At 68.0% G+C, this 21,718-nt stretch carries 13 protein-coding genes and 1 riboswitch; of the genes, 6 read left to right on the top strand and 7 right to left on the bottom strand.

Annotated elements, in window-relative coordinates:
• The first annotated feature begins 20 nt into the window (after positions 1-20).
• Positions 21-479 carry an EVE domain-containing protein gene (locus tag LZ604_RS23430; protein WP_234517404.1) on the top strand — a complete coding sequence of 153 codons (459 nt, stop codon included), beginning with the start codon at positions 21-23 and terminating at the stop codon, positions 477-479.
• 90 nt (positions 480-569) lie between these two features.
• Positions 570-1,073, top strand: coding sequence for a hypothetical protein (locus tag LZ604_RS23425; protein WP_234517403.1), 504 nt, complete (start codon positions 570-572; stop codon positions 1,071-1,073).
• 60 nt (positions 1,074-1,133) lie between these two features.
• Here the strand turns inward: LZ604_RS23425 and LZ604_RS23420 are convergent, their stop codons facing one another.
• The 3 genes from LZ604_RS23420 to LZ604_RS23410 form a co-directional block, all read right to left on the bottom strand.
• Positions 1,134-2,048 (bottom strand): YceI family protein, encoded by a 915-nt coding sequence (locus LZ604_RS23420; protein ID WP_234517402.1) that lies wholly within the window; start codon positions 2,046-2,048, stop codon positions 1,134-1,136.
• Between the two features lie 456 nt (positions 2,049-2,504).
• The gene (locus LZ604_RS23415) at positions 2,505-2,978 is read right to left on the bottom strand and encodes an ATP-binding protein (RefSeq protein WP_234517401.1); all 474 of its coding nucleotides are present in this window, start codon (positions 2,976-2,978) and stop codon (positions 2,505-2,507) included.
• Positions 2,979-3,114: 136 nt separating this feature from the next.
• Positions 3,115-4,146: a hypothetical protein gene (locus LZ604_RS23410; RefSeq protein ID WP_234517400.1), complete on the bottom strand. Its 1,032-nt coding sequence runs from the start codon at positions 4,144-4,146 to the stop codon at positions 3,115-3,117.
• A gap of 55 nt (positions 4,147-4,201) precedes the next feature.
• A riboswitch (SAM riboswitch) is annotated at positions 4,202-4,311 on the bottom strand.
• A gap of 254 nt (positions 4,312-4,565) precedes the next feature.
• On the opposite strand from LZ604_RS23410, the gene LZ604_RS23405 reads away from it, so the two are divergent.
• The 4 genes from LZ604_RS23405 (at position 4,566) to LZ604_RS23390 (ending at position 6,520) form a co-directional block, all read left to right on the top strand.
• Positions 4,566-5,120, top strand: a complete 555-nt coding sequence (locus tag LZ604_RS23405; protein ID WP_234517399.1) for a DUF3293 domain-containing protein — start codon at positions 4,566-4,568, stop codon at positions 5,118-5,120.
• A 20-nt stretch (positions 5,121-5,140) separates the two neighbouring features.
• On the top strand, positions 5,141-5,350 hold the full coding sequence (locus LZ604_RS23400) for a hypothetical protein (RefSeq protein ID WP_234517398.1): 210 nt from the start codon (positions 5,141-5,143) through the stop codon (positions 5,348-5,350).
• Positions 5,351-5,477: 127 nt separating this feature from the next.
• Positions 5,478-6,338 (top strand): helix-turn-helix domain-containing protein, encoded by an 861-nt coding sequence (locus LZ604_RS23395; protein WP_234517397.1) that lies wholly within the window; start codon positions 5,478-5,480, stop codon positions 6,336-6,338.
• The gene (locus tag LZ604_RS23390) at positions 6,335-6,520 is read left to right on the top strand and encodes a DUF397 domain-containing protein (protein ID WP_234517396.1); all 186 of its coding nucleotides are present in this window, start codon (positions 6,335-6,337) and stop codon (positions 6,518-6,520) included. The genes LZ604_RS23395 and LZ604_RS23390 overlap by 4 nt, the downstream gene beginning before the upstream one ends.
• A gap of 111 nt (positions 6,521-6,631) precedes the next feature.
• On the opposite strand, the gene LZ604_RS23385 is transcribed toward LZ604_RS23390, so the two are convergent.
• The 4 genes from LZ604_RS23385 to LZ604_RS23370 form a co-directional block, all read right to left on the bottom strand.
• Positions 6,632-7,882: a hypothetical protein gene (locus LZ604_RS23385; protein WP_234517395.1), complete on the bottom strand. Its 1,251-nt coding sequence runs from the start codon at positions 7,880-7,882 to the stop codon at positions 6,632-6,634.
• A gap of 67 nt (positions 7,883-7,949) precedes the next feature.
• Entirely contained in the window at positions 7,950-11,972 is a 4,023-nt protein-coding gene (locus tag LZ604_RS23380) for an Eco57I restriction-modification methylase domain-containing protein (protein WP_234517394.1), read from the bottom strand.
• Entirely contained in the window at positions 11,972-14,938 is a 2,967-nt protein-coding gene (locus LZ604_RS23375) for a DEAD/DEAH box helicase (protein ID WP_234517393.1), read from the bottom strand. Before LZ604_RS23375 ends, LZ604_RS23380 begins: the two co-directional genes overlap by 1 nt.
• A gap of 33 nt (positions 14,939-14,971) precedes the next feature.
• Complete coding sequence (locus tag LZ604_RS23370) at positions 14,972-21,265, bottom strand: protein kinase domain-containing protein (protein ID WP_234517392.1); 6,294 nt, start codon at positions 21,263-21,265, stop codon at positions 14,972-14,974.
• Between the last annotated feature and the right edge of the window lie 453 nt (positions 21,266-21,718).

The following is a 21,718-nucleotide window of genomic DNA, read 5'->3' as shown; positions in this document are numbered from 1 at the left end:
CGGCTCTGTCTGCTGACACGATGGACGGCAGGGGCAAGCCCGTACTCGCGGGGTATGGCGACGGAGGCAGTGGGGGAAGCGTGGAGGACTGGATCTACATCCTCAACCCGAACAAGGACACGCTCGACGGAGAACCTTCGGACAAGGAGACCATCCGCAGGCTCGCACAGGAGGAACCCGAGCTGGACCTGTGGCTCAGCCGGCGCAACCGCATGAGCAAGGGCGACCGCCTGTGGTTCTTCTTCAGCGCCCCGGAGTCGGCCGTCGCGGCGGTGGCCGAGGTCGACGGTGTGCCGTACGAGGATCCAGAGGACCCGGAGTTCTCGTACCGAGTCGAGGTCACCCTGCTGCCGGAGGCGACGGACGCGTTGTACGGCAGCCCTGTCAGTCGGGAGGAACTCGGCCTCGGACAGGTGAGGTCGGTGCAGAAGGTGAAGCCCGAGGCGTTGCCCGTGCTGTTGGCGAGGGCGGGGTTGTAGGACGACCAGGACGGGGGAGGAGACGGGTCCTCCGGACTCGTGAGCTTCGCCCGTCGAGTGGCCCGCACCCTCCCAGCTATCGTGATCGGCATGCCGTCCTCGCACTTGCTGATCATCGGAGACCGAGCCGCCCTGAGCTGGGTGGTGACCGAGCAGCGGATGGCGTTCCCCGCGGGGCGGGCGCAGGCGGCCCGGGCGCTGGAGGAAGGCGATGAGATCTTCCTCTACACCACGCGGGGCTGCTTCCGGAATCCGACGCGGGACCTCGGGCGGGTCATCGGCCGGGCCACGATCGCCAGTCCGGTGCGCACCCTGGACGAGCCGGTCGTCTTCGGCGAGCGGACCTTTCCGGAGGGCTGTCGCCTAAAGGTGTCCGGCCTGGCCCGCTGCCGTGAGGGGCTGGTCCTGCGCGACCTGGTCCCGCGCCTGTCGGTGTTCCCCGACCCGGCCACGTGGAGCGTCCGCATGCGCCGCGCGTCGCTGACGCTGCCCGTGACCGACGCCGACCTGGTGCGTGCGGAGTTGGAGCCGTTGCTGCGCCCCTACGACGAGGCGGCCGAGGGCTACCGCTGGCAGGAACCTGTGCCGGGTTAGTCCGAGGCATCGGAGGCCGGCCTCCACAGGTCGGTTGAGCGCGGAGAGCCGGCGATTCGCCTACTCCGGGGGCGTGGGGGTCTCGGGGGTGCGGTACATCGTCTGGACATCCAGCTCCAGCTGCACGGTCGGCCCGACGACAGCGATGCCCCGGGCCAGCATGGAACGCCAGTTGAGGGTGAAGTCCTCGCGGTGCAACTCCGCCTTCGCCAGTGCCGCACAGCGCAGTTCCTGCTCGTAACCGCCGTTCACCGTACCGAGGTACGTCGTGTCCAGGCCCACGGAGCGGCTGATGCCATGCATGGTGAGCGTGCCGTGCAGCGTCCACTTGGAGCCGCCGCGGTAGACGAACCGGTTGCTGGTGAAGTCGATGTACGGATGACGCTCGACGTCGAGGAAGTCCGCGGAACGCAGGTGGTTGTCACGGGTCTTGTTGCCCGTGGTGATGCTGGAGGCGTCGATGCGTACCGAGACCTGGGAGTCGGCCATGTCCGGTGTTATGCGGATGCCGCCGTCGAAGCGGGTGAAGCGGCCGTGGACGTGCGCCATGCCCACGTGCTTGGCGATGAACCGGATCGCGGTGTGCGGCGGGTCGAACAACCACGTGCCGGGCGGTGGGAGTTCCAGCTGGCGGGCGGGCAGCAGCGCGATACGCGCCGGGGAGAGGACGACTCCGGCGGCTATGTCGACGGGCTCGCGGGCGGGTGTGAGCCCCTCCGCCGCGGCCATCACGCTGTAGGAGCCCGGCGGCAGGGTCACCATGAACAGGCCGTACGGGTCAGTGGTGCCGCAGGTGACGACGCGGTGGCTGTCCAGCGCCGTCACTGTGACCTCGGCACTGCCCAGGGGCCGGCCCATGGGATCGACGACCTCGCAGGCGTATGCGCCCGCGCCGGCCGGCAGGGGTACCGAGAAGCCTGGCGCGGCACTGAAAGCGGTGCGGGAACGCCGACGCCGGAGCAGTCCGAGGGCCATGCTTTTCGCCTTTCTTCAGCCGTGCACCACCGCGAACCTCGCGAACGTGCGGACGTCCACGGTTGCCAAGAGATTTCGGAAACTGGTTGCAGGCGCGATGAAGTCAACTTTTCAACGATCATAGAACAGACGGTGCGGAGCGGTTCCTCACTGATGTCGACGTGCGGCAACCCACTCCAACGCGTGCGACTACCGCCAACGGCCGTATTCAGCGGGCCATACCGAGACTCCTTGGCCTCGCGCTTTGCGCCACTGCTGTGGCGAATGGCACCCAATATTCCCCGAGGTGTACACGGAGTTCGCCGCTCTCTCACGCGGCCCACACATTCCGCGCACGTTGGAACGGCTCAGAGCCGGGGCCGGAACCCGTGGGCGGGTCCGGGCGCCCGGCACGGTCCGCCGCAGGCGTGCCGCATGGGCCGCACGCCGCGCGCGTCCGCGACGCCCCCGCCGACGTCAGTCGAGTCCATCCATCCGCCGGGATCCCTGGGCGGTGGAGATGTCGATTTCCGCCCACACGGTCTTGCCGCCCGGCGGGTACGGTTCCGTGTCCCAGCGGTCGGCCAGGGCAGTGACGAGGAGGAGGCCACGGCCTGTCTCACTGTCGGGCCGTGTCCCGAAGTCGATGACGGCTGACGGGATGTGGTCCCCCCGAGCATCGGTGACCGCGATCCGCAGCAGGCCGGCCTTGGGGTCGAGGCGGAGCGCCAGGCGGAAGTCGCGGCCCTGAACCCGGCCGTGCAGAACCGCGTTGGCCGCCAGCTCCGCCACGATCTGCTCCGCGCGCTCGACCACGGACGGTGACACCTGCCAGGCCCGCAGCTCCGCGGCCGTGAGCAACCGGGCGAGCCTTGCGCCGCGACGGGTTGAGGACAGCTGCTGCGTGAAAGTCCTGACGGCGGTGGATGCGTGGGGCGTGGTCACGTTCATGAGAGCCACCGTGAGGGGCACGCGGGGGCGCACGCCAGGGGAGAGGCCCGTACGCTGCGTGAGGGTACGGGCCCATCCCCTGGACGGTACGACGGTCAGCCTTCACTGAGCCCGGTGCGGCAACGCCAAGGGGCTGTCAGTAATGCTCCAGGTCCAGAAGGACGTAGCAGCGGGACCAGTTGACGGTCCACTCACCAGCGACCTCATAACCGGTCTCCCGAACCTGCTCGGTCGCCCGCTCCAGTACGCTCCGCAGCCCTTCCAGACTTCCAGTGTCCTCGAACACGCCGCTGGGCTCAGACACGGGTCCGCGATACATCACACGCTGATCTCCCCAACATGTCCCGAAGACCTGGACGGTGTGGGCGTCACCGTCGTTCTCGACCGACACGCAGTAGCTGATCTCGCCTGATTCCCCATCCGCGTCATTGCCCGCGGAATCCGCATCCGGGGTTTCGATCAGGGGAGCTGTGACATCACAAACGCAGGAGGACCACCAGAGACGCCATGGCCCGGCCGTGTCCCATCTCTCCGTGTCCAGCTTCCTCTGGGCGACTTCGGTGAGAACGGCGAGTCCTCGGAGCGAGCGTCTGTCAAAGTCCGGTGGGAGTTCGCCGCCCAGGTCGTACGACGGGTCCTGTGCCATCCCTCCGGGGAAGGCGTCCACGAGTTCCAAGAAGCAATCGTCGTCACCGCCCTCCCACTCCCCAAGGTTGTCCACCTTGGCGTAGCCCTCTTTGTCCGCCTCGCAGCACCAGCAGAGACCAGGCATGCAGCAACACGTGGCGGTGTCCGTCTCGTCGGCCTGGATGGCGTCCTCGGCAGCCTCAACCTCCGTGGAAACGGGGGCAGGCTCCCGGCTGGGAGAAGGTGAGGACCGGCCCGGGTTGAGGTAGAGCGCCTCCAGCCGTGCTTTTCCGATACGGCTGTTGCTCAGCCATTCAGGCACCTCGTCGCGGATGTCGACGGCCCGTGCCTGCAATGGTTGGTCCCCGTTGCGGTAGAAGGCGATATCGCAGAAGCTGTCGAGCCATTCGTCGAAGAGCTCGTCGGTCCCCGGCCGGCCCAGGCCGCTCGACTCGGCCGTGCGGAACAGTGCCCGCGCGGCAGCAAGGTCGATGAGCGGAAGGCGTTCGCGGCCAGGCGATGTCTCGGAGGGAACGGGCATGTCAGTAGCCTCCCGGAGTCGAAGGACCCCGGTAGCGCTGTTGCCGCACCCCGGTGATCTGCGGTTTACCACGCATTTCGCGTGGCTCGAGCCGTCACCCGGAGCACCTCGCCTTGGGCGGGATGCCGTCCAGCAAGCCGGGACTTGGCGCTGGAACACACGACCGAGCGGGAAGCTAACACCCGTGTCGATCTTCCGCAATATCTCCCACAACCCTTTACTCCGGGGCCGGAGTCATGACATCTTGCGGCTCGGCCAACCGGGCCGTCACGCACGGCCGGGACAGCCGCCGGCCGACCATCTCGCCCACTGCGCGAGTGCCCTTCCGGCCAGGTCAACGCCCCCATGAACCCGTGGGGACGGGTACCGATCTCCCTGCACGACGTGTAAGGGGGTCCTTCGTTTCACAGGAGGCCCTTGTGCACGCCACCGACGCAACCGGTACGCCTGGTAACTGGGATCTCTACCGAACCGCGATCGCCCACATGCAGTTCCAGGACCGGACGGTACGAGTCGAACCGGGTCCCTGGGGCACAGCTGAAGGCCTTTTCCCGGAATCAGCCGGCAGCCGCACCGTCCACGTGATCACGGCCTGGAATCCCCGTGGGCGTACCGCTTCCGCCGACGACAACGCCCGCGCTCATGGCCTGTTGGTCAACGAGATCCGCAGCCGTGCTCTCACCTGGTGGTCGGCCGAAGGAGGCGACGCGTACGGCACGCACCGCGAGGAGAGCGTCGCCGTCGTCGGCCTCAGTGATGCCGGGGCGCGTGAACTGGGACGGCGTTTCGGCCAGGACGCGATCTTCGCCTGGACTCCCCACGCCTGGCGCGTACTGGCATGCGACAGCGAGACTGCGGCTGTGAGCGGATGGGCCGCGTGCGAGAGCGGTCGGCGTTCATCGCTTCGCCCAAGCGGCGACGCCGGGCGCGACCTCTCGGACGAATCGTCGGAGCGGCACCTCGGCGAGAGCTGACATACACAGGAGATGAACCAATGGGCATGTATCCCATGCGCACGCCGGACCACTGCCCCCGCTGCGGCAGAAAGCTGGCCGGTCCGCCTGCCCAGCGGATCAAGGCCGACGGCTTCCCCGCGGAGGTGACCTACGAGACCGACCCGGTGTGCGGCGCGCGCTGGCACGTGTGGGACAAGACGTCCCCGCTGCGCCACTTGGCCCGCCTCCATGTGGAGGGCACGGTCTGACGCGGTCTGGCTTCGTACGGTGAGTCAGCGTACGGACACGTTCGGTGGACAGTACGAATTCGCGTTGGCCACGCTGGGGTTCTCGATCAGGGGAACTGGCACGTGTGCACCTGGAGGTGGGCCTCGAATGACGACCGACCACGTCGAACCGGTGGGGCTGAACGAGGAGTACGAGCGGGAACCGGGCCCGTCGGACAGCCTGCGGACGTTCGGGGCTGTCGTCCAGGCGCTGCGCGAGCACGCGGGGCTGAGCCGGGCGGAGTTCGGGGAGCTGGTGCGTTTTTCCAAGCACACAGTGGAGTCTGTGGAGTTGGGGCGGCGCATGCCGGACGGGTCGTTCGTGGAGCGGGCGGAGGAGGCGCTGGGCAACACGGGGGCGTTGCGACGGTCGGCGTGCTTTCTGACGCGGGGAGAGGCGGGGCTGGCGGCTTGGTTCCGGCAATGGGCTCGTCTGGAGCGGATGGCGGTGAGTCTGTGCACGTATGAGTGCCGGTTGGTGCCGGGGCTGTTGCAGTCGGAGGGGTATGCACGAGCCGTGTTCGAGGGCACCGTTCCGGTGGCGCCGGACGACCAGTTGGAAAGCTTCATGGAGCGGCGGATGGAGCGGCAGCGGATGTTGTTCGAGCGGCCGACGATCCCGTTCAGCTTCATCGTGGAGGAGCATGTGTTCCGGCGCCGGTTCGGGAGCGCCGGCCGGATGCGGGAGTTGTTCGACCACGTGTTGGAGCTGAGCGCACCGCGTAATGTGACACTGCAGATCGTGCCGTTGCAGGCAGGGTTACACGCCTGCCTTGATGGGCCGATGCGGCTTCTGGAAACCCCGAAGGGGCAGCGGCTCGCCTACTCCGAGGGGCAGCAGAACGGCCGTCTGATCTCCGACCCGAAAGAGGTGAGTCTGCTCCAGCAGCGCTATGACACACTGCGCTCGCAGGCCCTGAACGCTCAGGACTCGCGGGGTCTGCTGGAGCGACTCCTAGGAGAGCTATGAGCAAGACGGAACTGGCCTGGTTCAAGTCCAGCTACAGCGGTAGCCAGGGCGACGACTGCGTGGAGGTCGCCGTGACCGAAGAGGTCGTCCACGTACGGGACTCCAAGGATGCGATGCGCACCCCCTTTGCCGTGGGCCGGGACGGCTGGTTGCGCTTCCTTGACTTTGTGGCGGAGGCCTGAAGGCGACGCGTCACGGTTGCAGGCCGCAGGCGCCTGCCACCGTGACGCGTAACCGCCTCTTCGCGGTTGAGGGTGTTGAGGGCTGCGCACTGGCTGACGGTCGACGCTCACTCAGCCTTCCTCGCCGCGTTCCTCCTCACCCCCGCGTCGACGCCGCGCTCGCTCCACAATCTCGTTGGAGAGCTTGCCCTTGACCGAGTTGGCACGGTCGAGGGTCTCGTTGCCGAGGCTTCTGGCGGCATCGACGCCCTTTGCTCCTGTTTCGAGCGCCTTGTCCCTTACCACGGCGGCCGCGTCCACCCACCGTCTCGTCTCCGACGACTGGCGCCCGGACTCGATCCCGAGGCGCCCGCGGAAGTCATGGACGCCGGTCGCGACGTGGTTGGCCGACTGGACTACAGCCGGGGACTTGGTCGGGTGCAGCAGCACTTTCGCGTTGGCCGTGTCAGCAGCCGCGTTCATCCGGGCCACCAGACGCTCGGTGCTTCGCGAGATGAGACTCAGCCGGTTCTGTCGGGCAGCCCGGAGCCCGAGGCGATGCTGGTCCAGGTCATCCGGAGTCGCGTTGAGCACTCGGTCGAGTTCGAGCACGGCGATCGCGTCTTGCAGTTGGAAGCAACGAGCCAGAACAGCTAGCCACTCCTGCGTCTTGGACTCGGCCTCCTTGGCCGTCGTGGCGAGATCACCAATCTTGGTTTTGCTCTCCATCTTCTCTGCGAGTGCGTCGAGTTGACGCAATGCATACGCCTGGGTATCTGCGATCGTGGCCGGCGCGCCCTGCACCTTCGACCACGTGACCTCGGAGACCCGGCCCACCTGTTCTCGGATGGTCATGGTCTCCTCGATCAGGAGGTCCACTCCGATCATGCGGGACAACACGGCGTCCTTCTGGGCCCGCAACACGTCGTCGACCTTCTCGTCGATCGTGGCGAGATAGTCGGTGATCTCGTCCATGGTCTGCTGCATCGCGAGCTGTGCCATGATCCCCGCGGCACCAGACAGAAGCGCTGGGTTCGTCAGGAACGAGCCAGCCCCCTTCTCGACCTGGAGCCAGTTCTTGATCGAGCCAGGTTTCCCGACCATCGCATGGCTGACGCCTGGCGTCTTGCTTTCCATCAGCCCGAACTTCTTGACACGCTGCGCGGACTCCTGGGTCAGCTTCACCCAGCGGCCGGAGTTGGCGGCGATCTCCGAACCTGCCTGAGCGGCTGTGGCCCCGGTACCGAAGGCGGACTTGAGCCGTTGCATGCCTAGGTCCTTCGACGGCAGGCCCTCCGAAACGAGGAAGCGTTCGACATCCGTCGCATTCCCGATGACCGCCAGTCCATCACCGTCACTGATCAGCTGGATCTCGTTGTCCATTGCTCGCTCCTGAGGTGGCTTCTCGCAGTTGAGGGCGATCGGGTTGCGCGCGGCGATCGCCGGGCGGTCAGGCGGGGTGTCGGGGGCCGTGGCCCGGGGGCGGGGTGAGGGTGGAGGTGTAGTTCTCGCCGTCCACCAAGGGGTTTTCGAGGCTGACGCCGGCTGTGGCCATGCGGTCGTACTCGGCGAGGATAAGCGCCTTTGTGCGGTAGGTGCCGTACTTGGCCTCGTCCTTACGACGGACGATGGGGAATGTGTCGAGGATGTAGTCGGTGTCCTCTCGGGATATGCCGTAGAGGTGGAAGAAGAGGGCGTCCAACTCGGCGCGCAAAACTTGACGACGGGATTCGTCCCATTGGAAGGGGGTGCTCCTGTCTCCGTAGTCGGCAGCGAAAGACTCCATGTCTCCAGTGGTATAGGAGAGCTCCATAATGCGAGGGAGAATGAAGGGAGCGTGTGGATTCAATTGGCTCGGGCTTGGGACGGGAAGCTGCTCTAGAAGGAAAAACGTAAGGTTAGTGCCCCCGATTTTTTGGCGCAGTACGTAGTCTAGGGCAAAGGATGCTGTGCAAGCCGTGAGAAGCGGTGCACTATCGGGAAGCCTCGGCAACATCAAGTTCGCTGAGTCGCCTAGAGCGATACGAGGAAATGGTGCTGCGATGAGAGTGCGTTCGTCAGTTGAGCGACAGATTTTCCGTACTGCGATCAGCCAGTCTCGATTCCACTCCAATGGTGAGAGTTTTCCGTCGACTTTGCGAGAGTCGATCCAGTAGCGAGGCGTGACAGTGAATGACGCGCTCTGCTTCTCGCTGAGCGTCACATCGCGGGTGGCGTTATCGGGCCCGTAAGTGGCCCATCGGTGGTCGAACTGGTGAAGCATTTTAGCTTCGTAAACCGGAAGGGCTATTGTGCTCCCATTGGAAAAACCATGTCCCTTCCTGGTCCATCCCTCCGAATTGAGGTCCTCGCGCGTTTGGAAGTATTCAGAATCATCTGACATGTGGAACATTCGGCCCAGGTGGAGTTGCCACGGATTCTCAGATGGGGTGTCATTTTGAATCAGCACGGGAAGGCGCCGGTAGATATCAAGCGTGATCTCTGCGTCTCGTCGACTGCGGAACACTGAGCAGGTACCGCTGTTCGGGTTTAGCAGCATGATCTCCCGAGGTGTTAGCGTGAAAAGCTTACCTGCGCTATCGAGTTCTGCTGGGTCGTGCAAGAAGAAAGCGAACTGGGCGGCCTCGACTCGGATCCGGCTCCCTGTGACGGACAAAATGCTGAACTTGAACGAACGATGCACGCCTGGAAAGATGGGAGAGGCATTTTCAAAGTCGTACAATGCCGCTAGTGAACTGCTTGACGTCAGGTCTTTAAAGAAATATTGAGTAGTTGCGTCGGTGGCAATGCCTGTTGGGACAATAACTCCCATGTGTCCGTGTGGACCGATCAATTCTCGGTTACTCTCGCAGAACGCTGCATAGGTGTTGACTGTGCCGATTCCGGTGAACTTGTACTTCCCAGAATTGCGAATAAAGTGTGCTTCGCCGTCACCTTGTCGCTTTGCCTCGCTGAACTCGCGTGCCAGCTCTGGCTGGGTGCTTGCCAACTGGGAAATCAACCTGCGCCGTGCAGCGGCGTTCCTCGCCGTTGCAATTGACGCGTCGCGTTGCGCGAAGAACTCCTGCTCCAGCAGCTTGATGCGCTCCCACGGCGGATTTCCCAGCACGGCCGAGAAGCCGCCAGCCCACCCCGTAGATGGATCGACACTGCCGCCCGCAGCCTCAGAGACGGCGAACACCTCTGGAAACTCCAAATGCCAGTGGAAGACCTTGTACTGCTGCGCGAGCCGGATGACCTCGTCGTTCGTGCTCACCGGGATGCCCGCGCCCGCGCTCTGTAGGTCGCGGAAGACCCCTTCCGTCACCGGCGTCGGTGCGCCCTGGACCTTGGGCCAGACGAAGGCGGCGCACCAGGCGTCGCTGATGTGTAGCGCCCGGAGGTAGTCCGCCGACTGCTCCAGCTCGCGGAAGCGGCTCGACTGAAGTCGGACGTCGCGCAAGGTGTTGGTCGGGGCTGCAGTGATGTCGCGCAAGCTCGCCGCGAAGGCCGCATTGGACACCCAGATGCGTTCCTCGGTGTGGAAGCTCAACTGGCCGCCGCGCTCAGCAGCGTTCCGCTTCCTAACCGCCGACGCGATCTTCTTGTCGTCGCCCTCGATCGGCTTGAACGCGTCATCAGGGATGCCCTTCGCCAGCAGCGCTGGCGTAGCCCCGATCAGCGCGTTGCCGTGCTTGATGTGGGCGTCCAGGAAACCCAGCGGCTTGCCCGGTTCCAGGGCCTCCAGCCACAAGGAAACCTTTGCCAACTCAACTGCCATCGGGTTGAGGTCGACCCCGTAGATACACCGTGCGACCACCTCGTGCAGCGCGTGCCGCACCGCGTCGATCGTCGGCTCCGGGTTCTGCTCCCGTACCGCAGCCACCCGCTTGGCGATACGACGAGCCGCAGCCACCAGAAAGTGTCCCGAGCCGCAGGCCGGGTCACACACCGTCAGGTTCAGCAGCTCCTCGACGATGGCCGGGCCCGGATTCGGCTGGCCAGAGCGCGTCGCTCGGATCTCGCCTCGCTTCACCGCGTCGTCGATCACTGGGTCAAGCGCCGAGTCCAGCAGGCATTCGATCAGAGAGGACGGGGTGTAGTAGGAACCCGTCGTCTTCCTCGTGTTGCCCGCCAACTCGACCAGTTCGAAGGTGCGGTCGGTCGCGTTGTGCTTGGGGACCAGCTCCAGCAGGGACTCGTAGATGGAGCCCAGTTCCTCCGCGTCCAGGTGCCGGTAGTCGACCACCCGGTTCCGCTTGCTGCTCGTGTCCCGCACGATCGACAGGGCCCGGATCGCCTCCAGCAGCGGCTCATTCGACAGCGACAGGCCGTGCAGGACCTTGTCCGCCTCCGTGTCGTCGAAGATGCCGCCCAGGCCCGGCAGGCCCAGCTCCGGCAGGCCGTCGTCGTTGCCCAGGCCCGTCAGGATGAAGCGCAGCGCCTGGTACAGGTCACCGTGCGCCGTGCCCCGGCGGCGCTGGGCGTGCCGGCGCAGACGGGCCGAGGAGAAGTATGCGGCGTACCGCTCCCTCGCCGTCTCGTCCGCCGACGGGGACAGCAGGACCTCGCGGTCCTCGGCCACGAACAGGAACAGGAGCCGGTAGACCATGCGCAGCAGCGCGTAGTGGAAGGTCTTGACCTCCAGGGTCTCCCTCAACTCCCGGTTCTCCGGGTGCTTCAGGAACCCCGTGCCGAGGGTCGTGATCGCCCGCTGGACGCCCTTCCTCAGCTGGTCCAGCGCACGGGTGCCCTGCGCGATCGCCTCCGTGCGCCACTTCTCCAGCCAGCACGTCGACGGCGCCGCGTCCTCCGCGACCTCGAAGCGGGACACATGCAGCAGGCGATACAGCAGTACGAACTCGCTGAACAGCTCACCGTCGAAGATCGCCTCCAGGTCGAACTCGACGTACGACGCCGTGGCCAGCGCGCTGGAGTCCCGGAGCAGTCGAACCTGGCGACCGTTCGTCAGGATGCCCCACAGGTGGGCCTCGGTCCGGTTCAGGCACTCCTGGAGCATCGACTGTGGCGGGACCGTGCCCGCGCCGCCCGGACGCTTGTCGAGGTTGCCGTTCCATGCCACCTGGTGGATGAGCGCGTGCTGCCAGCGGTGCGAGACCTCGAACCGCTTCTCCGTGTCCGAGTCGGCCGTGACGCCTTCCGTGCCGATCGGCGTCAGACGGCCGAAGCCCAGCTCCCGCCACAGCGGCGCCAGCCAGTCGGCGCCCGCGCGGCCAGTGGGATCAGACGAGGGAAACCCCGTCTCGCGGTCCTCGGGGAGGTGCTTGCGCAGCTCGCGCCAGAGCGGTTTCAGGTACTCCCAGCTGCGCTCCGCCTCGTCCCGTACCGAACGCGACGACGGCAGGCCGTAGTCGGCCGGCTTGGAGCCCGGGACATCCTTGCCCTCGGAGATGCGCAGCAGCATGTCGGCCGGCAGCAGACCTCCGACCGTGTGGACGGCGGTGAACACCTGGTTGCGGGTCGTGGCGGACATCAGGCGGACGCTCCAGAGACAGCAGCAGGGGCGGGGGAAGAAGCAGCAGGGTTGGCTGGCAGGTACAGGTACGCGCCGAGGACGTCGGCCGGCTTCTGGGCCGTCACCGACAGGCCTCGGACGATCTCGCCGGAGGCCTGGCGGACCCGGCGGTGCGAGGCGTCCAGCTCGGCGGCCAAGTCCTCGCCGTAGGTCTCCAGGTAGCCGTTCGCTTCCGGGAGTTGGTCGAGGATGCGCTTCATCATGCGCTCGCCGAAGTGCGGGTCCGTGTTCTCGGACGCCGTCGCGTCCAGCAGGGCCGCCGCACGCTCCTGCGACAACCACACCGCGTTCTTCGGGGAGCCCTCGAAGGCCAGCAGCCGCGCGTCCTCCGCGACCAGCTGCTTCTCGCCGCTGCGCGACGGCAGGGTCAGGTGGAAGCGGTAGCGGACCAGCAGCAGCGTCGTACGCGTCGCCACCGCGTCCGTGGTCACCACACCGCAGCGGCGTGCCGGGCGTGTGCCGTCCGCCTGGGTGTCCAGCGCCGCGTTCAGGACGTGCGACGCGAGCGCGCCCACCACCGGGTCCGTCCGCACCAGCGCCGCCTCGCCCCGTGCCACCGCCGGGTCCGTCCGGAACGGGATCGGGCGGTCCTGCTCGATCACCTCAGCGCCCACGGCCGTCGCCAGCGCGTCCCGCAGGCCCGCGGGCGTACCGCCCACCTGGGCCGTGAAGTCCTCCTGCACGTCGGCTCCGCGCAGTACCGCGCCCAGCGAGCCCAGCGCTTCACGTACGAACGTCCTCACCTCGCCCGTACCGCCCAGCGCATCCCGGATCGCGGCGACCTCCCGGGCCACCTCCTCCGGGTGGACCGAGCGCTGCGCGAACCGTGAACGCGATGCCTTCTCCCGCTCCGCCGCCGAGTTCCAGTCGCTGTCCAGCTTCGCCGTGCTCACCTTGAACGCGTCCGCGCTGAACAGCGCGTCCTCGCTCTCGCGGCCGCGCATCAGCAGCCACTCCACGATCGCGTCCGTCACGCCCGTCGACAGCTCGTCCGGGATCGACACCGAGATGCCCAGGTCCTTCTTGATCTGGCGGTGCTTCTTGATGAGGACTTCGAGGACCTTGCCGTCGATGCCGTTGTCGTCGCCGTACAGGGTGATGACGCGGACCTCGTCGCGGCGCTGGCCGTAGCGGTCGACGCGGCCCTCGCGCTGGTCGTGGCGGGTGGGGTTCCACGCCAGGTCGTAGTGAACCACCGCGTCGAAGTAGTGCTGCAGGTTCACGCCCTCCGACAGGCAGTCCGTGGCGATCAGCACCCGGCGCGCGGCGGCGTCCTCGCCGGCCTCCGTCGCCAGCGCCTCGATGTTGTCGATGCGCTGCTGCGGCGACAGTTCACCGGTGACCGCCTTGACGACCGTCTTGGCGCCCAGGGGGCCGCGCTTCTTCGTCTCCGGGTCGTTGGCCAGTTGCTCGGCCAGGTACTTGGCCGTGGGGATGTAGCGGCAGAAGACGATCGGGTTGTAGCCGTCGGCAAGCAGCGACTTGAGGTGCTTGATCAGCGCCTTCAGCTTGAGGTCCTGCGCCGGGCCCTCCAGGTCCGCCGCCCGGTCGGCGAGTTCGGCCAGGCGCGAGCGCGGATCGTCGACCTCGATCTCCGCGCCCGGCGCTACGTCCATGCCCTCCATCGAGTCGCTGTCTGCCGCGTCGCTGTTCAGTGGGGCGCCGAGCTTGTCGGCCTCCTCCGCCGAGGACGCGACCGCGGCCGCGGACCTCGTGCGCAGCGTCTGCGCCGCCGCCCGCGGGGACGACACCAGCGAACGCAGCAGCGCGATCGCCGACCACCACGCTATTCGGGCCTCCCTCCGGCCCCGGCCGTCCGCCTCCTCCACCCGCTCACTCGCGTAGGCGATCGCGTCGTCCAGCAGGGCCCGGTACTCCGGGGACAGCTTGTACGTCTCGTCCTTGAAGTAGCGGTCCGAGGGGAACGCGGTGCGCTCGGCGAGCGAGTCGTCGGCCAGGCCGTCCTCCTTGGTGAGGTACTGGCGCACGTCCGCGCGCTTGCGGGCCACGAAGTGCTGGGCGAGCAGCTTCCGGCCCCTCTCCGACTCCAGGTTGACGTGCGCCAAGTCGGGCTTGACCAGGCCCAGCAGGTTCCGGAACGCGGACTCCTTGCCGCTGTGCGGCGTCGCCGTCACCAGCAGCAGGTGCCGTTCCGCGTCCTCGGCGACCCGCCGCAGCAGCTCGTAGCGCAGCTGGTTCTGCGTGCCGGTCTTGGTGTCGTCGGCCGCCACGCACGTGTGCGCCTCGTCGACGATCACCAGGTCGGGACAGTGCCGTACGAAGTCGTCGCGGTGACGGGTGGACTTGATGAAGTCGGTGGAGACGATGACGTTCGGGTAGCGGTCGAAGAGGGACTGGCCGAGGTCCAGGCCCCGCTCCAGGCGAGTCACCGTCGATGACAGCACCAGCTCCGCGTCGATGCCGAACTTGCTGCGCAGCTCTTGCTGCCACTGCTCCGCCAGCGCGGGGGAGCACAGCACGGCCAGGCCCGACGCCTGGCCCTGCGCGAGGAGTTCACTCGCGATGAGGCCCGCCTCGACGGTCTTGCCGATGCCGACGTCGTCGGAGATCAGCAGGCGGACCGTCTTCTGACGCAGTGCCATCAGCAGCGGGACGAGCTGGTACGCGCGCGGCTCGACGGCGATGCCGGCCAGCGAGCGGAACGGGCCGGCGCCCGAGCGGAAGCCGACGCGCAGGGCGGTGCGGAGCAGGCCGGCCGCCCGCTGGTCGCCGAGGTCGCTCGGCTCCGGCGCGGCGAACCGGGCCTCCTCGACCGTCTCGAACGCCGGGAACACGGCGGCGACGTCGTCGTCCGAGCCGCCGAGCGGACGCAGGACGAGCAGGTCGGGCTTGCTCTCGGGGAGCACCACCCATTCGCGGCCGCGGGCCTTCACCAGGGAACCTGCGGAGTACGTGAGTGCCATGTGTGTTTTCAAGTCCTCAGGAGAAGCCGGTCGTCAGTTGGCGGTCGGCGTGCCGAAGTAGCGAGCGTTGGCGGCGGCGATGGCGTCCCAGTCGTCGCCGTGCGGGAAGCGGACGACGTCCCAACTGGCGTTGAAGAGGCGGTCTTCGGCGTACTCGTCCCGGAAGGTGTCCTGCTCCTTGTCGGGTGTGTCGACGAAGACGGCCACGTTTCCTCCCGGGAGCCGGTACACGAAGTCGGGCATCGCGTTCGCCTCGGTGAGGAAGGGGCCCGCCTCGTCCGGCAGGTGCAGTCCCCGCGCCTTCGCCCAGCCCAGGAAGTCACCGCGCGCGGCCAGTTCGGCGGCGGCCGATGCCTCGACCGCCGTAGGGGCCGCCGGGGTCTGGTCGAGCAGCCGCCTGTACTGCTCCGACCGCGACTCGCCGCGCGACTCGCGCTCCGCCGTCGCCGAGGCGAACCGCACCAGCAAGTGCCGGGCCGCGTGGCGGTTGATCAGTGCGTGGTCGAGCTGGTTGCCGTAGGTCAGCAGGCACTCGTAGCAGCCCAGGGCGCAGGGGCGGTCCGGGTGCGGGCCGCCCAGGTCGGTGCCGTCCTCGTCGAAGTGGCAGATCGACAGGGCGTACCGGGCCGCCTTCGCCAGGGCGTCCGGCTCGGCCTGGAGGCGGCGCAGCACGCCCGCGCCGCCCTCGGCGGCCTCCATGAACAGGAACCGGTTGCGGGGTCCGCCATCCGGCGGCAGCAGTTCGCTGGACAGCTCGGCGTCCTCCAGCTCGAAGGCGGCCTCGATGCCCCGCTCCAGCGCGTACATCAGGGACAGCGCCTCGGGCTCGGGCAGGGCCTCGTCCAGGGTGACGACGAGGATGTTGCGGCGGTCCTCGACGTACGGGATGACCCGCTTCTTACGGCGCCGCTCCTTGCCGTCCTCGTCGACCACGGGCAGCTCGCTGGAGTCGCCGGAGGCCTCGGCGGCGTCCTTGTCGTTCATCCAGCGGCCGTCGGCGAGGTCGAGCCAGTAGCCCGCCGGCTCGTCCTTCTTCGCCCGTACCCGGCCGAGGTTGGTGATGCGGACGGTCGCCGAGTCGCCGTACGCCAGGTCGGCGAGCGGCGCGTCCGAGGTGTCGGCGACGGACGCGTTGAGGCGGCCCTTGCGGGCGCCGTGGTCCTGGAAGCGGTACGACATCTCCAGGCGGAAGCCGGCCCGGCGGCGCTCCTCCTCGTCGGAGGAGATGCGCTCCCGGCGCGTGGTGTAGACGGTGTGCAGCTGGAGGAGGCCATGGGTGGCCGCGCCCAGCGGTTCGTGGCACATGTGGCAGCGGTCCTGCCGCTCGGCCGGGTCGTGGTGGTAGCCGCAGTGCGTGCAGCGGCGCGCCTCGCTGGTCGCCAGGTCGCCGGAGGAGTCCGGCGGCAGCTGGATGCGGGTCACCTGGTAGCGGGCGCCCTCGTGGTAGATGAGCGAGCCGGGGCCGAACTCGCGGATGGCGAGGAAGCGGGGACGCTGGAGGTAGTCGCCGTCGCCCCGGCGGCGGCCGATGGTCGGGATGTAGGCGGCCAGCGGCAGACGCGGGAAGCTGTAGCCGGGCAGGAAGCCCTCGGAGGCGAGGTAGCGGTAGGGGTTGAAGTCGGAGAGGACCGACTTGCTGTCCACGCTCTCGTTCATCAGCAGGTTGAGTTGTGTCTCCGCCTCGCGGCGGCGGGCGTTGGCCCGGTTGCGGTCGCTTTCGGTGAGGCTGTAGTCCAGGCGCCGCTTGTTCTGGATGTACTGGTCGTCGAGCGCCGCGCGGAACAGCTGCCGCCATCGGTCGAAGGCCCGGTCGAAGCGCTCCGGCACCGTGCGGACCCGGTCCTGGATCCAGTCGTCGTGCCACCACGTGGTGTCGGCGAAGTCGGGCAGAAGCGGGCCGAGCACCCGCAGGGCCGCGTCCACCGTGCGGTGCTGCGCGGTCTCGTCCAGGGAGGCGTCGAGGATGTCGGGGAGCAGCTTCAGGGCCGGGTTCGGGCGGTCGCCGGTCTCCGGGTGCGACACGTCCAGGACCTCGGGTATCGCGCGGCCCAGCTTCAGGCCGGCCTCGGCGATCCATATGCCCTGCAGGTGGGAGAGCACCAGGTCCTCGTTGGCGAGGTCCAGGCGCGGCGGGGCCACAGCGCCCGCCACCATCCGCTCCGAGCGGCGGAAGTAGTACTGGTCGTGGCTGTTGCCCGTCGCGCAGTACGTCGTCACCAGCGCGGGCTGTCCGCTGCGGCCCGCGCGGCCCGAGCGCTGGGCGTAGTTGGCGGGCGTGGGCGGCACGTTGCGCATCATGACCGCGTTGAGGGAGGAGATGTCGACGCCCAGCTCCATGGTGGGGGAGCAGTACAGCAGCTTCAGCTCCGCCTTGCGGAACGCCTCTTCGCGCCGCTCCCGCTCCTCCGGGGCGACCTGGGCGGTGTGCTCGCGGGCGAACAGCCCGGACAGCGCGCTCGCCGCCTCCTGGTACAGGTCCCGGAAGAAGGTGTTCACGCGGGGGCCGTCGCCGCTGGGGTAGGTGCGGGTCAGCGGGTCGTGCGTGCCCGTCTCGCCCTTGCCGGCACGCCAGATCAGCGACTGGGCCGCCACCCGGTAACCGGTCGTGGCCGGCGTCGTCGGCCTGCGGTAACGGCCCGCGCGCTGCGGCGCCTCCGCCACCTCCTTCACCAGGCCGTTGGCGGCCAGCACCTTCAGCAGTTCCGCGATGACGAATTGCAGATCGTCGGGGGAGAGGTTCTTGAACGAGGCGTCGGCACGCTTGAGGTACTTGCCGAACTTGCCGCGCGCCGAGAGGAACAGGCCCGAGCGGTCCAGTCCCCGGCCCGAAGGACGCGGGTAGGCGGTGCCCACGCCGGGCCGGTCGGAGGCCGAGAGCACCCAGGGGTCCACCAGCCGCTCCTCGCTCGCCCGCTGCAGCGCGTCGAAGTCGTCACGGAAGTACGACACGTCGATGGCGAGCGAACGGCGCATCTCGTTGAGCAGCACCTTCATGATCTCGGCCCGCAGCGCGGGGTCGGCGTCCCGCAGCGCCGCGTGGGTGTGCGCCCAGCGGTCCTGTTTGTCCGCGATCCAGCGCAGATCCGCGTAGTCGATCTCCAGCAGACCGGTCTGCTCCAGATTGGGCATGGTGATGCGCCAGCCGCGCTCCAGGTCGAGGTAGAGCCGGAAGGCGACGACGTCGCGCAGGGTCTTGGCCGCCGCCTTGGCCAGCGTCGGAGGCAGATCGTGCTCGCCCGTGTAGTCGACGGGAGCGATTCCGAGCGCGTTCGTCACCGCCGAGGCCAGCTCCTCATGGGTGAGGCCGTCCTCGCCCGCGTCCAGGGCGGCCCGGTACAGGGCCCCGCGCAACTGGGTGATCTGCACGAAGTCGTTGAAGTGACCGGCCTGGAGCGAGGCGTCCTGGCGGTTGTCGACGAAGGTCAGGAGCTTTCGGGCCTCCTTGTCCAGGGCCTCCTCCGGCACCGACTTCAGGGACCGCACCACCGACGCCGAGATGAGGGAGGTCGCCGAGGAGCGGCCCTCCTGGTCCAGCGTCGCCAGCTTCGCGAAGTCCCGGCCGCGCGTCTGCTCGTAGGCCACACCGCAGTGCAGGCAGAACAGGAACGGCGACGGGATGAACGCGGCCTGCAGCTCGCCGCGGCCCTCGTAGCCGAGCGGGTCCACGGTGATCGCGCGCGGCACCCGGTCGCGGTACGTCTTCCTGACCACCTCCTGGTCCCTGTCGTCCAGCTCCAGCCAGGACTCGGGCAGCCGGCGGTCGTCGACGGCGTACTGGACGCTGGACGGCCATGGCCGCTCCTGGTCGATGAAGAGGTAGCCGTCGCCCTGGCGTCCGCCCGTGGCGGAGGTGTCCCGGCGGGCCTCGTAGCGCACCTCGCCGTCCTTCTCGGTGCGCCAGACGGTCAGGTACTCCTGGCCGCACTCCCGGCAGAAGGCGAGAGGCATCAGGAGCTTGCCGCCGCTGCCCGGCTGCTCCAGTTGGTAGGAGCGGGTGAGGTGGCGGGAGAGCTTGTCCTCCAGGGTGACGTACACGGTGTCGCCCTTGGAGAGGAACTGGTGCAGACGGAACGCGAACAGGGGACGGTCGGTGACCGGGTGCCGGGCCTGCGAGCCGGCCTCCAGAGTCGCCTCTATGGCCCTCGCGCAGTCGTCCTTGGCCGTACCCGACTGCTCCGCCAGTTCGCGCGCCGCGGCCTCGATCTTCGTGGGTCGGCGGCGCACCAGCCGGCCCGTGGCCTCGTCCGTGGCGAGGCCGAACCTGGTCTCGATCCAGCGGGCCAGCGGGTCGCGCACCAGATCGTCGTACGCGCGGGGCGCCGCCGGCGAGGTAAGGCGCTCGGCGGGGACGGTGTCGGGAGCCTCGTCGGTGGCGCGTACGAGCGTCTCGCCGATCACGTGCTCAGGGCTGACGGTCGTGCCGAACAGCCGGCTCGCCACGTCGGCGACCACCTTCTTCTGGTCCTCGACGGTGCCCTCGGTCGACATGGTGGCCGAGGTGCCGATGCACTGTACGTCGGGCGCCTGGCAGGCCTCGCGGACCCGACGGATGAGCAGGGCGACGTCGGCGCCCTGGCGGCCGCGGTAGGTGTGCAGTTCGTCGAAGACCAGGAACTCCAGGCCCTTGGCCATCTTGATGAGGCTGGCCCGGTCGGCGGGCCGGGTCAGCATCAGCTCGAGCATCACGTAGTTGGTGAGCAGGATGTCCGGCGGGTTGTCGCGGATCTCCTTGCGCTTCTCGTCGTCCTCCTGGCCCGTGTAACGGGCGAAGGTGACCGGCTCGTGGCCCTGGCCGTACCCGTCGCGCAGGTATTTCTCGAGTTCCTTGAGCTGACTGTTCGCCAGCGCGTTCATCGGGTAGACGATGACCGCGCGCACTCGCTTGACTGATTTCGGACCTTCGGAGTCCCGCTCATGAAGGACGCGGTTCACGATCGGAACGATGTACGACAGCGACTTGCCGGAGCCGGTGCCGGTGGTCAGCACGTACGAGGCACCGCGCGCGGCGGCGTCGATGGCCTCGCGCTGGTGGCGGTGGAGGGTGAGCGGCCGCCCGTCCGGAACGGTGCCGCCCTCCGTCTTGCCGGCCTGGAAGATGCGGGCGCACTCCGGGTGGAGGACCTTCTCCCCGACGAGTTCCGCGACCGTGCCTCCGCTCTGGAAGAACGGGTTGAGCGACAGCCACGGATCGGGCCACTGCGACTTGTCGTCGAGGTCCTTCTCCACGAACGCGGCGACGCGGTCGTCACGGATGACGGTGCCGCCCTCGGTGAAGTCGCGGTAGTCCTTGATGAGAGCGCGGTGAACACCGAACACGTCCATCGCGGTGCCGGAGGCGGTGACGGGCGCCGGTCGCGGCGACGGCGCGGACGGCGTGGCGACGATGCGGGCGGCCATGGCGGCCAGGGGGCGTGTCGGGTCGAGAGCGCTCCAGTGAGGGAGTCGCGGCGTGTCACCGTCGCCCAGGGCCAGCGGACACAGGGCGTCGTGGACGTCGGCCGCGCTCGCCGGACGCTCGGCGGGGTCCTTGGCGAGCAGCCGGCCGACGAGACGGATCAGTTCGGAGGGAATCTCTCCCCGGACGACGCCGAGCGGCGTCGGCTCGGTCTCGAGGTGCTTGCGGGCGAGTTCGAACGGAGACTCGCTGACGAAGGGCGGTACGCCGACCAGCATTTCGTACAGCACACAGCCGAGGGCGTACAGGTCGGCGGCCTGAGTCACCTGACGGGCCTCGAACTGCTCGGGCGCCATGTATCGGGCGGTGCCGACGCTGACGCCGGTGCTGGTCAGCCGTGCCTCGTCCGGGTCGTCGACGATGCGGCCCATGCCGAAGTCGAGGACCTTGACGGTTCCGCCGCGGGTCAGCATGACGTTCGCGGGCTTCAGATCGCGGTGCACCACGTCGGCCGCGTGGGCGGCGGAAAGGCCGTCGGCTATCTGGGCGCCGATCGCTGCCACCCAGGTGATGGGCAGCTGGCGCTCCTCCTCGATGAGGTCGCGCAGTGTCTCGCCGTCCAGGAACTCCATGGCCAGGTAGGGCAGTCCGCCGTCCGTACTGATTCCACCGGCTATGAGCCGTGTCAGGTTCGGGTGCTCGAGGCGGCGCATGATGCGCACCTCGCGTGCGAAGCGCTCCACGGCCTTGTTGTCCGCGCCGGTGTCGATCAGGCCACCCGTACGGCGGCGAAGGATCGTCTTTACGGCGACCGGGCGTTCGGCGCTGCCCTCCGGAGCCTGGAGATCCTCGCCCCGGTGAACCTCCCCCATGTTGCCCTTGCCGATGACCTGCCCGACACGGAACCTGCCATCGATCAGCTCGTGGCCCACGGTTTCTCCCCTGCCCTCTACTTCCCCGTCCCGTCAAGGGACTTGCCCCTGTGAGTGCCGTCCCGCCACCTGGTTCTGAAGCGGAGAGTGCGGACGCGGTCACGGTACACGAGGTGTGTCAACTTTCCTAGATGCGTGATCCGTTGACAGTGCTAACAGACATCCCTTACGGTCTGGCGTGTAACCGGGTGTGGGGGTGGGTGACATGGCGGGGCATCAGGATCCCGGAGCGCGAGGCGTGCCCGTGACGAAGGCCGCGCTGGCGGAACTGATGGCACAACTCCGTCGGGCCGCGGTGGGTGGAGTCGTGCCCGAGGCGGTGTTCTTGGCTCAGACGCGCAAGCTCGGGTTGCGTGGGCACGAGCGGGAGCGGCTGCGGGACGAACTGGTCAGGCTGCACGTGCCTGTCCAGAGGAGCGTGGCGCATACACACATCGACAATCCAGATGTGCC

This window comes from Streptomyces glomeratus, from assembly GCF_021462825.1.
Classification (GTDB): Bacteria; Actinomycetota; Actinomycetes; order Streptomycetales; family Streptomycetaceae; genus Streptomyces; species Streptomyces glomeratus.
The sequence above is the reverse complement of the archived record's forward strand: the minus strand, read 5'-3'. Positions and strand labels throughout refer to the sequence as shown.